Below are 12,795 nucleotides of genomic sequence, written 5' to 3' on the forward strand. Positions count from 1 at the left end.
TTACCCATAGACCCTGAAAAGAGCACTACCTATGAGTCGGACGGCTCTGCGATCTTTCATTCAGCGCATTCACTTTTATGGCGGTATGTTCGTCGGCCCCTTCATCCTCGTTGCGGCATTGACTGGCTGCCTCTATGCCATGGCACCCACCCTGGAGAAGGTGGTGTACCGCGACGTCATAACCGTTCCGGCGGTCGAGCACCCCGTGAGCTTGGAAGAACAAATCCAGGCCGCACAGCACGAGCACCCAGATATGCCTGTGACCCAGGTGTGGCCTGCGACTACACCCACAGACTCGACGCGCGTGCTGGTCTCCGATGAAAGCATTGACGAAAGCCTCCAGCGCACCGTCTTTATTAACCCCGCCAACGCTGAAGTTATCGGGGACTACCCCACCTACTCGGGCCTGGGTGAGATGCCGCTGCGCCGCTGGATTTCCTCCCTGCACGAAAGCTTCCGCTTGGGCAAGGTCGGTGAGCTCTACTCGGAGCTGGCCGCTTCCTGGTTGTGGGTCATGGCCTGCGGCGGACTTTATATGTGGTGGATTCGCCGCCGTCCGAAGAACAAGGCAACCTCGAACGCAGCGCAGCAGCAGCCCAAGCGCTCTGCCCGCTGGAAGGCCACCCGCCTGCATTCCACTGTTGGCGCCTGGATCTTCATCGGTCTGCTTGGCCTCTCTGCCACCGGCATCACCTGGTCCGGTCTGGCCGGCGACAACGTCGATTCCCTCGTCGAGCGCATGAACTGGAAGGCCACCCCCATCGAGACTGCCCTCCCCGGCACCACCGCTGAAACGCATGAGCACACCGGCCATGAAGGACATGAAGGTCATGGGGTTGGAGGGGCGTCGTCAAGCGCGAACGTGGCTGCCGAGGCCGAACGTGTCCTTGCCACCGGCCGCGCCGAGGGGCTGACCGGACCGCTGCGCCTGTACCCACCGGAGGACGCCAACTCCGCCTGGCAGGTCAGCGAACGCTGGGTGGAATGGCGCACCACCTCCGATGCAATTTCGGTAGATGGCACTACCGGCGACGTCATCGACCGCCAGCCTTTCTCCAGCCTGCCGCTGTTTAGCAAGCTCAGCAGCTGGGGCATATACCTGCACATGGGCATCATGTTCGGCCTTCCACTGCAGATTGCACTGCTCGCACTGGGTCTCGCCACCGCCGCTCTCGTAGTACTGGGGTACTACATGTGGTGGAAACGTCGCCCACGCTTCCTCCCGACTGCCCACTTCTCCTGGGCCACCACAGGGTTGGGCGCGCTTTTCGCCGCCACCGTGGGCGTCTTCCTGCCGCTCTTAGGAATCACTTTGGCAGCGTTCCTGATTCTCGATGTCATCCTTGTGAACCGTGCCACCGCCCCGCGCAGGGAACGCACGCCAATCCCGGTCGGATAATTTAGTGAAAGCCATCACATAGAGCGGAGCTTATTAGGTACGGTAGTTTCTTATGACTAACCCACTTCTGACACCCTCCACACTGCCCTACCAGCTCCCACCGTTTGCGGAGATCAAGGTCGAGCACTACCGCCCCGCCTTCGACGAAGCACTCGCGCTTCACGACGCCGAAATCGCCTCCATCACCGACAACCCCACCACGCCTACGTGGGAAAACACCGTGGAGGCGCTCGAGCGCTCCGGCCAGGACCTCGACCGCGTCATGGCCGTCTTCGGCAACCTTTCCGGCACGGATGTCACCGATGAAATGGAGGAGATCGCCGCCGACATCTACCCGCGCCTGTCCGCGCACTATGACGCGATCTACCAGAACGAGGTGCTCTACGCGCGCATCAAGGAAGCCACCCCGCCTGCCGACGACGCGGAAGGCCAGCGCCTCCACGACCACCTCCTGCGCACCTTTGCCCGCAAGGGTGCCGACCTCGACGCGGCCGGCAAGGCCCGCCTGTCCGAGATCAACCAGCGCCTCTCCGCGCTCTCTGAAGAATTTGGCCGCAACCTCATGGCGTCTACCCGCGAGCGCGCGGTCTCCTTCACCGAGGAAGAACTCGAGGGCCTGCCCGCCGAGCGCATCGCCTCCGCCAAGGCCGATGCCGAAGCATTAGGCCGCGAGGGCTTCGTCATCCCGCTGGAGCTGCCGACCGTGCAGTCGGAGCTGAGCCGTCTGGCGCGGGAGGATGCGAGGGGGAGGCTGTATGCGGCGTCGGCAAGCAGGGGCTCCGAGAACAACATCCCGGGGCTCATCGAGGCCGTGCAGCTGCGCGCCGAGCGAGCCGAGCTGCTGGGCTTTGCCACGCATGCCGACTACGTCATCGCCGAGGAAACCGCCGCGACTGCCGACGCCGCCCGCACCATGCTCTTCGACCTCGCCCCCGCCGCCGCGGCCAACGCCGAAGGCGAGCAGAAGCTCCTCACGGAGGAAGCAACGCTCAACGGCCAGGGTTTCAGCTCCGCGGACTGGCCTTATTGGGAATCCAAGGTCCGCGCCCGCGACTTCTCCCTCGATGAGGAGGAGCTGCGCAAGTACTTCCCACTCGACCAGGTCCTGGAGAAGGGCGTCTTTGCCGCCGCCGAGCGCCTCTACGGCATCACCGTCACCCCGCGCGATGACCTCGAGGGCTACGCGGAGGGGGTTCGCGTCTGGGAGGTGCGGGACGGCAATCACGAGAGTAAGGGGATCGGTCTTCTTCTTACCGACTACTTCGGGCGTCCCACCAAGCGCGGCGGCGCATGGATGAGCGAGTTCGTGGGCCAGTCCCGTCTGCTGGAGCGCAAGCCGGTCATCGTCAACGTCATGGGCATCACCAAGCCCGCCGACGGCTCCCAACCGCTGCTGAGCATGGACGAGGTCCGCACCGTCTTCCACGAATTCGGCCACGCCCTGCATGGCCTGCTTTCCGACGTCCGCTACCCCACCTTCGCCGGCACCAACGTGCCGCGCGACTGGGTGGAGTTCCCCTCGCAGATCAACGAGAACTGGGCGCTCGATAAGAACTTGGTCAAGGAATACGCCCGCCACGTGGAGACCGGCGAACCGATTCCGGACGAGCTTCTCGCCGCAATCTCCGACGCCTCCGAGTTCGGCCAGGGATTCGCCACCTCGGAGTATCTGGGGGCGTCGATTATCGATCTCGCGTGGCATTCCTTGAGTGCTGCCGAGGCCGCCAAGCTGGAGGCTACCCCGGAGGCTGTCGCCGAGTTTGAGGCCGACGCCCTGCGCGCGGCCGGGCTGGACAACGAGCTCATCGCGCCGCGCTATCGCTCGACCTACTTCAACCACATCTTCGCCGGTGGCTATTCCGCGGGCTACTACTCCTACCTGTGGGCCGAGGCCCTCGATGCCGATGGTTTCGAGTGGTTCAAGGAGCAGACCGACCTGCGCGAGGCCGGTCAGAAGTTCCGCGATGTCATCCTGTCGAAGGGCGCGTCTCGCGACTTCACGGAGGCCTACCGCGAGTTCCGCGGCCGCGACAAGGACGTCACGCCGCTGCTTAAGCGCCGCGGCCTCGCCGGCGCCTAAAGCCGAGTGCCGACTAGCTATCCACAGATTTCATCGGATGGCTAGTTCGGGGCTTGGGGGTGGGGTGGAGTGCTTTTAGGCTGCGGGGTATGAGATTACAGACGTTCTTCGCCGCCCTCGGCCGCGCCATTGACCTGGTGGCCGAGTGCGCGGGCCTGTCTGAATCTGACTTGGTGGCCCTCGGCGCCACGCCTGCCGACGCCACCGTGTTCCTCTCCCTCCACCACACCTACTTCGGGTACACATCCTCGACGAAGAAGCAGCGCACGGCAGTGGAAGCCGCGCGCCGGCGCGGGCACGGGCTGGTGACCTTGCAGCTCATCGAGCACTTCGTTGCCAAAGTTCGGGACCACCACAAAGCGTGGGATTTGCGTGTGGAGCTATGCCAGACCAGCGCGGAGCTGGTGGAAAAGGTAGCGCGCAAAAAGCTGCGCCAGATGCGCAAGCCCCGCACGTATGCCGAGCGCGCCAAACTCACCCAGCATGGCAACGGTCTGGCCACGCTCACGGTCACCGCGGACTCGTTGCAGCTTACCGGCGTCTTCGAAGGCATCGACCAGGAACGCCCCGGCGAGAGTTTCTTGGAGAATCTGGACGGCGGTGGCGTCAAGACTGAGGTTGCCACCATGGCGGTCCTGCAGCTTGATGACTACGCCGAGCTGCTCAAGGGCAATACCGACAAGGACGGCGAAGAGTTCATCGTCCGCACCACCAGTGGCGCGACGATGACCGGATCGCAGCTGGTGGAGCGCGCTTTGCTGGACAAGGGGATCATCGTGGCGGTCAGCCGCGAGCATGGCCCGCTCGATGTGTTCCGCTTCCAGCGCTTCGCCACCGCCAAGCAGCGCCTCGCCTTGGCAGCAGAGAATCCTTGCTGCGCCTGGGAAGGCTGCAAGGTTCCCTTTGAGAAGTGCCAGATCCACCACATCAAGGCCTGGGCCCGCGGCGGGCCCACCAACATCCTCAACCTGGTGCCACTGTGCCCCTACCATAATGGCGTCAACGACGATGACCCCGATGCCCCGCCCTCACGCGGCCACATGGATCGCATCGGCGGGCGGGTGGCATGGATCCCGCCATACGACGCCGCGCCGGTCTTCACCAGCGCCTTCAACTAACGCTTCAACAAACCTCAAGGTCATCTTGCGCACCAGTGTGCCCCGCTCCGCCAGGGCACTCTTCCAGCACTGTTTGGTCGTACCCCGCAGGAAATCACTTCCTCGCGGGGCATTCGGCGTGCCGGCTTAACTCACGGAACTGGTCATGCGCTCAAGCCTGTCCCGCAGGAATGTGGGCCGTGCGGGTTGAACGGACGTGGGGGTTGACGGGCCGAGCGGTTGGGCCGGATGTGCGGTGTGGCGGGCGGGCGGATTAGCCGGCGTTGCGCAGCGCGGTGGCCAACCCGTTCATCGTGACCTGGATGGTCTTGGACACCAGGAATTGGTCGTCGCCCTTACGGTAGCGACGCAGCAACTCTAACTGGATGGCGTTAAGCGGAAGCAGGTACGGGTAGCGACGCTTGAGCGACCGCGCCTGGCGTTGGTTCTCACTAACCAACTCCGCGTTGCCGGTGACCTTAAGGTAGACCTCGCGGGTGCGCTCAAACTCCTCGGAAATCAGGCCGTAGATACGGTCCGCGATTTCTTTGTCGTCGACCAAGTTGGCATACAGGCGCGCCAGCTGCATCTCCGCCTTAGCCATGACCTGCGCCATGTTCGCGAACACAGAACGGAAGAAGGGCCACGTGCGGTACAGCTCGCGCAGCTCCTCCCAGCGCTTCTCCTCGCTCCCCGAAACCTCCCCTCCGGAGGCTTGCTGCACCCACGCCGTCACCGCACTGCCCACGCCGAACCAGCCCGGGATGTTGGTGCGGGATTGTGACCACGACAGCACCCAAGGAATCGCACGCAAATCCGTAATCGCGGTGGTCTGCTTGCGCGAGGTCGGGCGCGAGCCCAAGTTGAGATCACCAATCTCGTGCAGCGGGGTGGACTGGGTGAAGTAGGTGATGAACCCGGGGTCGTCGACAAGCTGGCGGTAGGCCACGCCACTCAACGCCGCCAGCTCGCGCATGATCTCGTAGGCGCGCTCCGGATCCGTAATGGGCTCGGTATCCAACAACGATGCCTCCAGCGCTCCGGAAACAAACGCCTCCAAGTGGCGGCGCGCGGTCTCCGGAGCTCCATACTTCGCAGAAATCACCTCACCCTGCTCGGTAATGCGCACCGAACCCGACACCGCACCCTTCGGCTGCGCCAAAATCGCGTCATAGGTCGGACCACCGCCGCGGCCCACCGCGCCACCGCGGCCATGTGCCAAGCGCAGCTCTACGCCATGACGCGAACACAACTCAACCAGGGCCAGTTCGGCGTCGTACAGCGCCCAGTTTGCCTGCAGGTAGCCGCCATCCTTGTTGGAATCCGAGTACCCCAACATGACTTCTTGGATATCCCCGCGCGAGCGCAGATGCGCGCGATAAACGGGCACCTGCCACAGCTTCTCCAGGATGCCGGCGCCCGCCTTCAGATCCTCGATGGTCTCAAATAGCGGCACCACATCGACCTCGCTCAGTCCCACCTCCTTGAGTAGCACCATCGGCTCCAGAATGTCGGAGACGGTTCCCGTCATAGAAATAATGCAGTGCGACACCGACTCCGGCCCAAAGTCCCGCACAGCGCGCGCCGCCGCACGGAAGATGCCCAGCTCCTTCGCGGTATCCTCGGTGAATTCCTTCTCAGCACCGGGGAAAAGCAGCGGCCGATTGGTCTGCAGCTCGCGCACGAGCAGCGCGACCTTCTCCTCCTCCCCCAGCGCGCGGTAGTCCGGGGTGATGGTGGCCGCGGCGAAAATCTCGGTGAGAACGTTCTCAAAGGACTCCGAATTCTGGCGCATATCCAGCGTCGAAAGGTGGAAGCCAAACGTCGTCACCGCCGAGCGCAATCGGGCAAGGCGGTCATCGGCGATGATGTCATCGTTGAACTGGCGCAGCGAGCGGTCGATCACGTCCAGGTCACGTTTGAGCTCCTCCGGCGACGCATACGCGCTTGGCGACGCCTCCCCCTCCAACCTCGCCAGCACCTTCTTCCGGATGCCGAAGATGGCCCGGCGGTAGGGCTCGTCGACGCGGGATTTTTCGTCGTTGTGGGCGGCGTCGGCAAGCGCGCCCAGCTCCTTGGAGCTGGAGGAATAGCGGTCTGACAGGGAGAGCTCGCGCTCCAGCTCGCCGAGCTCGTCGGCGTAGTACTGGAGCACCGTCGCCGCGGCCTTGCGGGTGGCATAGGTCAGGGTGTGCTCATCGACAAAGGGGTTGCCGTCATGGTCGCCGCCAATCCAAGAGCCAGGGCGGACGACGGGGGAATCGGGCAGCTGCTGGCCAAAGGTCTCACGCATGGCGTGGCGGATAGCGCGGTTGAGGGCGGGGACCTGGTCGAGCAACGAAAGCTTGTAATAGCGCAGGCCGACGTCAATTTCGTCTTCAAGGGTAGGCCGGGCGATGCGAATCAGCGCAGTCTGCCACAGCAGTGTCATGCGCAGGTACATTTCCTTCTCGATTGCCGCCATGTCGCCGCCGCGGTGAGCTTCCTTGAGGAGATTCTTGATGCGGGTCTGGGTGTCGAAAACCGTGCGGCGGCGAGTTTCGGTGGGGTGCGCGGTGAGAACGGGGGCAACGTACGCACCGCGGATGACGGAGGCGGCGTCGGCAGGTGCGACGCCTTCTTCCTTAAGCTTGGCGAATGTCTTGCGCAAGGAAACGGGCGCTTCGACAGACTCGTCATCCAGATCCTCTACGAGGTTGGCGATGAGCGCGAAATAGCTGAACGCTCGGGCCACGAGGTTGACCTTGGTGATGTCGAGGTCACGGAAAATAGCGACGAGGTCCTCTGGCTTTGCATCGCCGTGCGCCACGTCGAAGGCCATGCGGCGGGTCGATTCGACGAGCTCGAAGACGTCTTCGCCTTCCTGCTGCGCGATGACCCGGCCGAGCACCCGGCCGAGGAAACGGATGTCTTCGCGGACTTGTTCTGGGGCGGGTGTGCTCACAGCGGGCCTTTCTGGACGTGATCTTTTCAGCGTTTAGCCTTCAATGTAGCCCAGACCACTATCGAGCGATAGTTAAACGGCTAAATTAGCTGCCTCCGCCTAGAGCGACGCCAACCACGCGGCATGGAGACGGGAGTCTCCGTTCTCCTCTGGGTGGAAGCTCAGTGCAGTGACGGTGCCCTGTCGCACGCCCACAATAGCCTCGCGCCCCGCGACAGGACGAGTTCGTGCGCGAGCATCACTTCCCTCACCACTGGAAACAATGTCATGGGCGGGCAGGGGCACGGTGGCGATGACCTCGACACCCTCGCCCGCGCGGGTAACGATGGGCGCGCGGATAAAGCTCGCTTCGATGGCTAGAGGCTCGCCGGACCTCTGGCCTTCCATCGTGACGGGCACGGTACGTTCCTCGGAGAAGCGTTGGTTCCCGAAGGCGTTGCGGTGCACGGTGACGTCGATAAGCCCTAGCGTCTGCTGGCCCGGTGCAGGGTTCTCCAGTTCGCGAGCGCTGTAGATGAGCCCCGCGCAGGTGGCAAGAACCGGCAGCCCGCCCTCAACGGCTCGGCGCAACGGCTCCGCGACGCCGAAGGAGCGCGCCAGCTTATCGATGGTGCTCGACTCTCCGCCCGGCAGAATGATTCCGTCCAGCCCGTCGAGATCCTGCGGCAAGCGCACCCGGCGTGTTTTAGCGCCGAGGCTCACCAGCACAGCGATGTGCTCTTCCACTCCGCCTTGCAGCGCAAGCACTCCGACGAGCGGGCGTGCCGTCTCCGCCGCCGTCATCATTCCCTTTGCACGCTCTGTGTTCATCGCGCGGTTCATTGCGCGCACTGCGTTTACCAACCGCGCTCGGCCAGGCGGTGCGGGGAGGGGATGTCGTTGACGTTGATGCCCACCATGGCCTCGCCCAGGCCGCGGCTAATCTTGGCCAGCTCGGCTGGCTGATCATAGAGGGTGGCAGCCTTAACGATGGCTTCCGCGCGCTTCGCAGGCTCACCAGACTTGAAGATGCCGGAGCCGACGAAGACGCCTTCGGCGCCCATCTGGCGGACGAGGGCGGCGTCGGCAGGCGTGGCCACACCGCCAGCGACAAACAGCACGACCGGCAGCTTGCCGGTCTCCGCAACCTCAGCAACCAGGTCATACGGCGCCTGCAGTTCCTTGGCTGCGACGTAGAGCTCGTCGCGGTCGAGGTTCTGGAGGCGCGCGATTTCACCCTTGATGGTGCGCAGGTGCTTGACAGCCTCGGAGACGTCGCCAGTGCCGGCCTCGCCCTTGGAGCGAATCATCGCCGCACCCTCGGTGATGCGGCGCAGGGCCTCGCCCAGGTTGGTAGCGCCACAGACGAACGGCACGTCAAAGTCCCACTTGTTGATGTGGTTAACGTAGTCGGCCGGGCTGAGCACCTCGGACTCATCGATGAAATCGACGCCCAGCTCACCGAGAATCTGTGCCTCCACGAAGTGGCCGATGCGCGCCTTCGCCATCACCGGGATGTCCACGGCATTGACGATTCCCTCGATGAGGTCCGGGTCAGACATGCGAGCCACGCCGCCCTGGGCGCGGATATCGGCCGGCACGCGCTCCAGCGCCATGACGGCGGACGCACCCGCGTCTTCAGCAATTCGAGCCTGCTCCGGGGTCACGACATCCATGATGACGCCGCCCTTGAGCATGTCGGCCAATCCTCGCTTGACGCGCGTGGTGGCGCGTCCCTGTTCATTCTTCTGTTCAGTCATGGCTCACATAGTGGCCCAGAAAATTGGTCCAAGACAAGAGCCATTTTTAGAGTGTTGAATTAGACCACTTATGATGGGGTCGTGTCTTTCCGTCTCGACCCATCTGATACGCGCGCGCTGCCGGTGCAGATTGCCGAAGCCCTCCGCACCCAAGTCGCGGCGGGCATTCTGTTGCCCGGTGAACAGGTGCCGTCAACCCGTTCACTGGCGCGCGATCTGAACATTTCCCGAGGCAGCGTGGTCACCGCCTACGAGCAGCTCACCGCCGAGGGCTACCTCACCGCGTCGGTTGGCTCGGGCACCATCATCAACCCGCACCTGCCTCACGGGCGCACCCCACAGCCTCACCCCGCACCGCGGCCCTCCCCTGCCCCGCCACGCGTGGAACTGACCCCCGGTCTGCCCGATACCGAAGGAATCATCACCCCCGAATGGAGGGCGGCGTGGCGCAAGGCCGCGGTGAATCCTTCCGGTGATCTCCCCCGCGAGGTGGCCGCGCACCTGCGCCACATGCGCGGGCTGACGGTCGACCCGGCTTACGTTGTCATCACCGCCGGCGCCCGCGACGGGCTGTCGGTGCTGCTGCGCGCGCTGGGCGGCCAGTTGCGTGTAGGCGTGGAATCCCCCGGCTACCCCAGCCTGCGCCGGGTTCCCCAAGCTTTGGGCCACACGCTTGTCGACGTCCCCACCGACGCCCACGGCGTCACCGTCCCCACCGTTGACCTCGACGTTCTCATCGTCACCCCCTCCCACCAGCACCCTTATGGCGGTTCCCTGCCGGCGGCCCGGCGCGCGGAGCTCGTCGAATGGGCACGCAGCAACGACGTGCTCATCATCGAGGATGACTTCGATTCCGAGCTGCGCTACGTCGGCCAGCCCTTGCCCGCGCTGGCCGCGCTCGCTCCCGAGCACACCGTCTTGTTGGGCACGTTTTCCTCGGTGATTTCCCCGTCGATTGCCTGCGGCTATCTGGTCGTTCCGCCGAGCTTACGCTCGGCGGTGGATCGGGTCCGGGAGATCTTCGGCCAGCCCGTCGGCGCTATCCCCCAAGCAGCGTTGGCGAACTACCTGGCCAGCGGCGCGCTCCGACGGCATACCGGCCGGATGCGCCGTGCCTACAAACGCCGGCGTGATTTAGTACAAACGGCGCTTGCTGATTCCCCCGCCACGCTCCTGCCCATCCACGGTGGGCTCCATGCGGTGTTGTTGTGCGATAACGCAGTGGTCGACCGCGCGGCTTCTCTAGGGCTAAAACTCACCCCGCTCAGCGATTACTGGGGCGGCGTGGCCGCCGAGGAAGGCGTGGTGTTGGGGTTTGGCCACTTAAGCGATGTCGAGCTCGCCGCCGCACTCGAGTTGGTGAACAAAGCGCTAGCGTGGGAGTCATGAAGCTTTCTCTGCATGGGCAGTCCACAGTCGCCGTTGAAGCACCTAAGGGCCGCATTGTTATAGACCCAGGTCCCTTCTCCGATTTGAGCTGCCTCGAGGGCGCCGACGCGGTGCTGCTCACGCACGCACATGGCGACCACCTCGACGTCGACGCCGTGTGTGCGAGCGGCCTGCCGGTCTGGGGAACGCAGGAGACCGTAGACGCCATCGGTTCCGGCACCGCAGTCCACGCAAGCGAGGAGTTCGAAGTCCTGGGCCTGAGAATCCTCGCGGTGGGAGGGCTCCACGAGGAGATCCACCCCAATATCCCACGTCCGGAGAACCTGGGCTATTTCTTCAATGGAGTGCTGCATCCCGGTGACCAGTGGTGCGTCCCTAAGGGACGCACGGTAAATGTCCTCCTGCTCCCCATCGCCGGCCCGTGGGTGCGTGGGGCAGACGCCGCGGACTACGCCATGAGCATCGGCGCGCGCATGACGGTGCCCATCCATGACGCCGTGCTTTCCGACGCCGGCAAACAGATCACCGACGGCATGCTCCAACGCGTAGGTGTGACCGGCTATCAGCGCCTAGCCCCGGGGGAATCCATCGAAGTCTGAGCATAAAAATGGGAGACCGCCTAAGCGGCCTCCCTTTGTCGTGTACCGGGCTGGTTCTACTCGGTGGTGTCAGATTTCTGGGTCAGACGAGACATGTTCTCGTTGAAGTCCTTGAAACCCTTCGAGAACGTTCCGAGGTTGTCCATAAACCCACCCATGATGTCGATGGGCAATGGGAAGACGACGGTGGAGTTTTGATCGGCGCCGAGCTCCAGCACGGTTTGGAGGTAGCGCAGCTGGAGCGCAGCGGGAGCCTTGCCCAACTCCTCGGCGGCTTCGCGCAGCTCCCGGGAGGACTGCAGCTCACCATGCGCAGAAATGACCTTGGCGCGGCGTTCACGCTCAGCCTCTGCCTCGCGGGCAAGGGCGCGCTGCATCATTTCTGGGATTTCGACATCCTTAATCTCGACGATGCGAGTAACCACACCCCACCGTTCCGTTTGGCCGTTGATAATGGTGGCCAAGTCGGTGTTGAGCTCCTCGCGGTGTGCTAGGAGGTCGTCGAGATCAGCGCGGCCGAGCAGGCTACGAAGCGTCGTTTGCGCAATCTGGGATGTGGCAACCGCATAGTTTTCCACTTCCAAGACGGCCTTGCGAGAATCCGTGACCTCGAACATCACGACGGCGTTCACGCGAACGGAAACGTTGTCCTTCGTGATGATTTCCTGCGGAGGAATCGTAAGCGTCACAACGCGCTGGTCGACGCGCTCAAGCTTATCAATGCCCGGCCACAGGAAATGCAGCCCCGGCTCCATGAGCGGCCTTAAGTGGCCAAACCGGAAGGACACTCCGCGCTCGTATTGCTTGATGACCTTAAGGGAGTACATCAGGAATACGACAACTAGCGCGATGACAATTCCGATGACGATGGGCCAAAATACAAATGCGGACATCTACATGTCTTCCTTTACATTCGATAGTCTGCGCTCCGAAGCAAAGCGGTTCTTCCCGTACTTGGAGCCATAACGATCCACCTGCGCAGCCAGTTCAGCCTCACGGTTATCCATCTCCGGCACCACAATCTTGGGTGCGTTCGATGGGGTGGACCATAGGTGGCGAGCCAACGGGATGACGCCTAGGCCCGTGATGACTGCGATGGCAGCGAGGATGATGAGTACTTCAGAGAGAGAGTGGTGAGTAATCAACGACGCCAGCGGGAGCAAATAACCCATGGCGGCTACTGCCAACGCAATGCCTCGGTGAAATCGCCCGGAATCCGAGTGGGGCCACGGGTCTAGCTGCCGAGTTACTTCTCGCCCGTGATGCGACACCGTGCACGTTTGCTTGACGGGGCAGGTGTTACACACCGTCGGGTTGGCGCGGTATCGCATGACTCGGTTTTCCGGATCGAAGCTGGATGGCCACAACCACTGGTCCTCCGGACACTGCCATGCATCGTGTTCCTCGAGGTAGCGGAAGGTACCTGCTTGATTGGCCATGGTTCGATTGGCAGTTTGCTGTGCCATGGCATCGAAACACCATGCCGCTGCCAGAAGGAACAGCCCATAGCACACCGACAACAGGGTGAAGAGACTCGGTGCAACCATC

The 12,795-nt window shown here is 63.4% G+C and carries 10 protein-coding genes; 5 read left to right on the forward strand and 5 right to left on the reverse strand.

Annotated features, from left to right (window positions below):
* Nucleotides 1–31 precede the first annotated feature (31 nt).
* The 3 genes from ABZS45_RS07980 (at nucleotide 32) to ABZS45_RS07990 (ending at nucleotide 4,597) form a co-directional block, all read left to right on the forward strand.
* Complete coding sequence (locus tag ABZS45_RS07980) at nucleotides 32–1,399, forward strand: PepSY-associated TM helix domain-containing protein (RefSeq protein ID WP_412099366.1); 1,368 nt, start codon at nucleotides 32–34, stop codon at nucleotides 1,397–1,399.
* A 52-nt stretch (nucleotides 1,400–1,451) separates the two neighbouring features.
* Nucleotides 1,452–3,479: a M3 family metallopeptidase gene (locus ABZS45_RS07985; protein WP_412099367.1), complete on the forward strand. Its 2,028-nt coding sequence runs from the start codon at nucleotides 1,452–1,454 to the stop codon at nucleotides 3,477–3,479.
* 89 nt (nucleotides 3,480–3,568) lie between these two features.
* Complete coding sequence (locus tag ABZS45_RS07990) at nucleotides 3,569–4,597, forward strand: HNH endonuclease signature motif containing protein (RefSeq protein WP_052750547.1); 1,029 nt, start codon at nucleotides 3,569–3,571, stop codon at nucleotides 4,595–4,597.
* A gap of 253 nt (nucleotides 4,598–4,850) precedes the next feature.
* On the opposite strand, the gene ppc is transcribed toward ABZS45_RS07990, so the two are convergent.
* From ppc to pdxS, 3 genes are all read right to left on the reverse strand, one after another.
* Nucleotides 4,851–7,520 (reverse strand): phosphoenolpyruvate carboxylase, encoded by a 2,670-nt coding sequence (gene ppc / locus ABZS45_RS07995; protein WP_412099368.1) that lies wholly within the window; start codon nucleotides 7,518–7,520, stop codon nucleotides 4,851–4,853.
* Between the two features lie 99 nt (nucleotides 7,521–7,619).
* Entirely contained in the window at nucleotides 7,620–8,303 is a 684-nt protein-coding gene (gene pdxT / locus ABZS45_RS08000; RefSeq protein WP_412101158.1) for a pyridoxal 5'-phosphate synthase glutaminase subunit PdxT, read from the reverse strand.
* A 53-nt stretch (nucleotides 8,304–8,356) separates the two neighbouring features.
* Nucleotides 8,357–9,259, reverse strand: coding sequence for a pyridoxal 5'-phosphate synthase lyase subunit PdxS (gene pdxS, locus ABZS45_RS08005; RefSeq protein WP_412099369.1), 903 nt, complete (start codon nucleotides 9,257–9,259; stop codon nucleotides 8,357–8,359).
* An 81-nt stretch (nucleotides 9,260–9,340) separates the two neighbouring features.
* Here pdxS and ABZS45_RS08010 point away from each other — a divergent pair, with 81 nt between their 5' ends.
* Nucleotides 9,341–10,648 (forward strand): PLP-dependent aminotransferase family protein, encoded by a 1,308-nt coding sequence (locus tag ABZS45_RS08010; protein ID WP_412099370.1) that lies wholly within the window; start codon nucleotides 9,341–9,343, stop codon nucleotides 10,646–10,648.
* Entirely contained in the window at nucleotides 10,645–11,247 is a 603-nt protein-coding gene (locus ABZS45_RS08015) for an MBL fold metallo-hydrolase (RefSeq protein ID WP_412099371.1), read from the forward strand. The genes ABZS45_RS08010 and ABZS45_RS08015 overlap by 4 nt, the downstream gene beginning before the upstream one ends.
* 56 nt (nucleotides 11,248–11,303) lie before the next feature.
* Here the strand turns inward: ABZS45_RS08015 and ABZS45_RS08020 are convergent, their stop codons facing one another.
* Together ABZS45_RS08020 and ABZS45_RS08025 are read right to left on the reverse strand one after the other, a co-directional pair.
* The gene (locus ABZS45_RS08020) at nucleotides 11,304–12,140 is read right to left on the reverse strand and encodes an SPFH domain-containing protein (RefSeq protein ID WP_412099372.1); all 837 of its coding nucleotides are present in this window, start codon (nucleotides 12,138–12,140) and stop codon (nucleotides 11,304–11,306) included.
* Complete coding sequence (locus ABZS45_RS08025; RefSeq protein ID WP_412099373.1) at nucleotides 12,141–12,794, reverse strand: hypothetical protein; 654 nt, start codon at nucleotides 12,792–12,794, stop codon at nucleotides 12,141–12,143.
* Between the last annotated feature and the right edge of the window lies 1 nt (nucleotide 12,795).

The sequence above is a fragment of the Corynebacterium aurimucosum genome, from assembly GCF_046895345.1.
GTDB lineage: Bacteria > Actinomycetota > Actinomycetes > Mycobacteriales > Mycobacteriaceae > Corynebacterium > Corynebacterium aurimucosum_G.

What these genes read in the sequence shown, in the direction of transcription:
- ABZS45_RS07980 (WP_412099366.1), top strand. Translation starts at nt 32, where the DNA reads ATGAGTCGGACGGCTCTGCGATCTTTCATTCAGCGCATTCACTTTTAT.
- ABZS45_RS07990 (WP_052750547.1), top strand. Translation starts at nt 3,569, where the DNA reads ATGAGATTACAGACGTTCTTCGCCGCCCTCGGCCGCGCCATTGACCTG.
- ABZS45_RS08025 (WP_412099373.1), bottom strand. Translation starts at nt 12,794, where the DNA reads ATGGTTGCACCGAGTCTCTTCACCCTGTTGTCGGTGTGCTATGGGCTG.
- pdxT (WP_412101158.1), bottom strand. Translation starts at nt 8,303, where the DNA reads ATGACGGCGGCGGAGACGGCACGCCCGCTCGTCGGAGTGCTTGCGCTG.
- ABZS45_RS07985 (WP_412099367.1), top strand. Translation starts at nt 1,452, where the DNA reads ATGACTAACCCACTTCTGACACCCTCCACACTGCCCTACCAGCTCCCA.
- pdxS (WP_412099369.1), bottom strand. Translation starts at nt 9,259, where the DNA reads ATGACTGAACAGAAGAATGAACAGGGACGCGCCACCACGCGCGTCAAG.
- ABZS45_RS08020 (WP_412099372.1), bottom strand. Translation starts at nt 12,140, where the DNA reads ATGTCCGCATTTGTATTTTGGCCCATCGTCATCGGAATTGTCATCGCG.
- ABZS45_RS08015 (WP_412099371.1), top strand. Translation starts at nt 10,645, where the DNA reads ATGAAGCTTTCTCTGCATGGGCAGTCCACAGTCGCCGTTGAAGCACCT.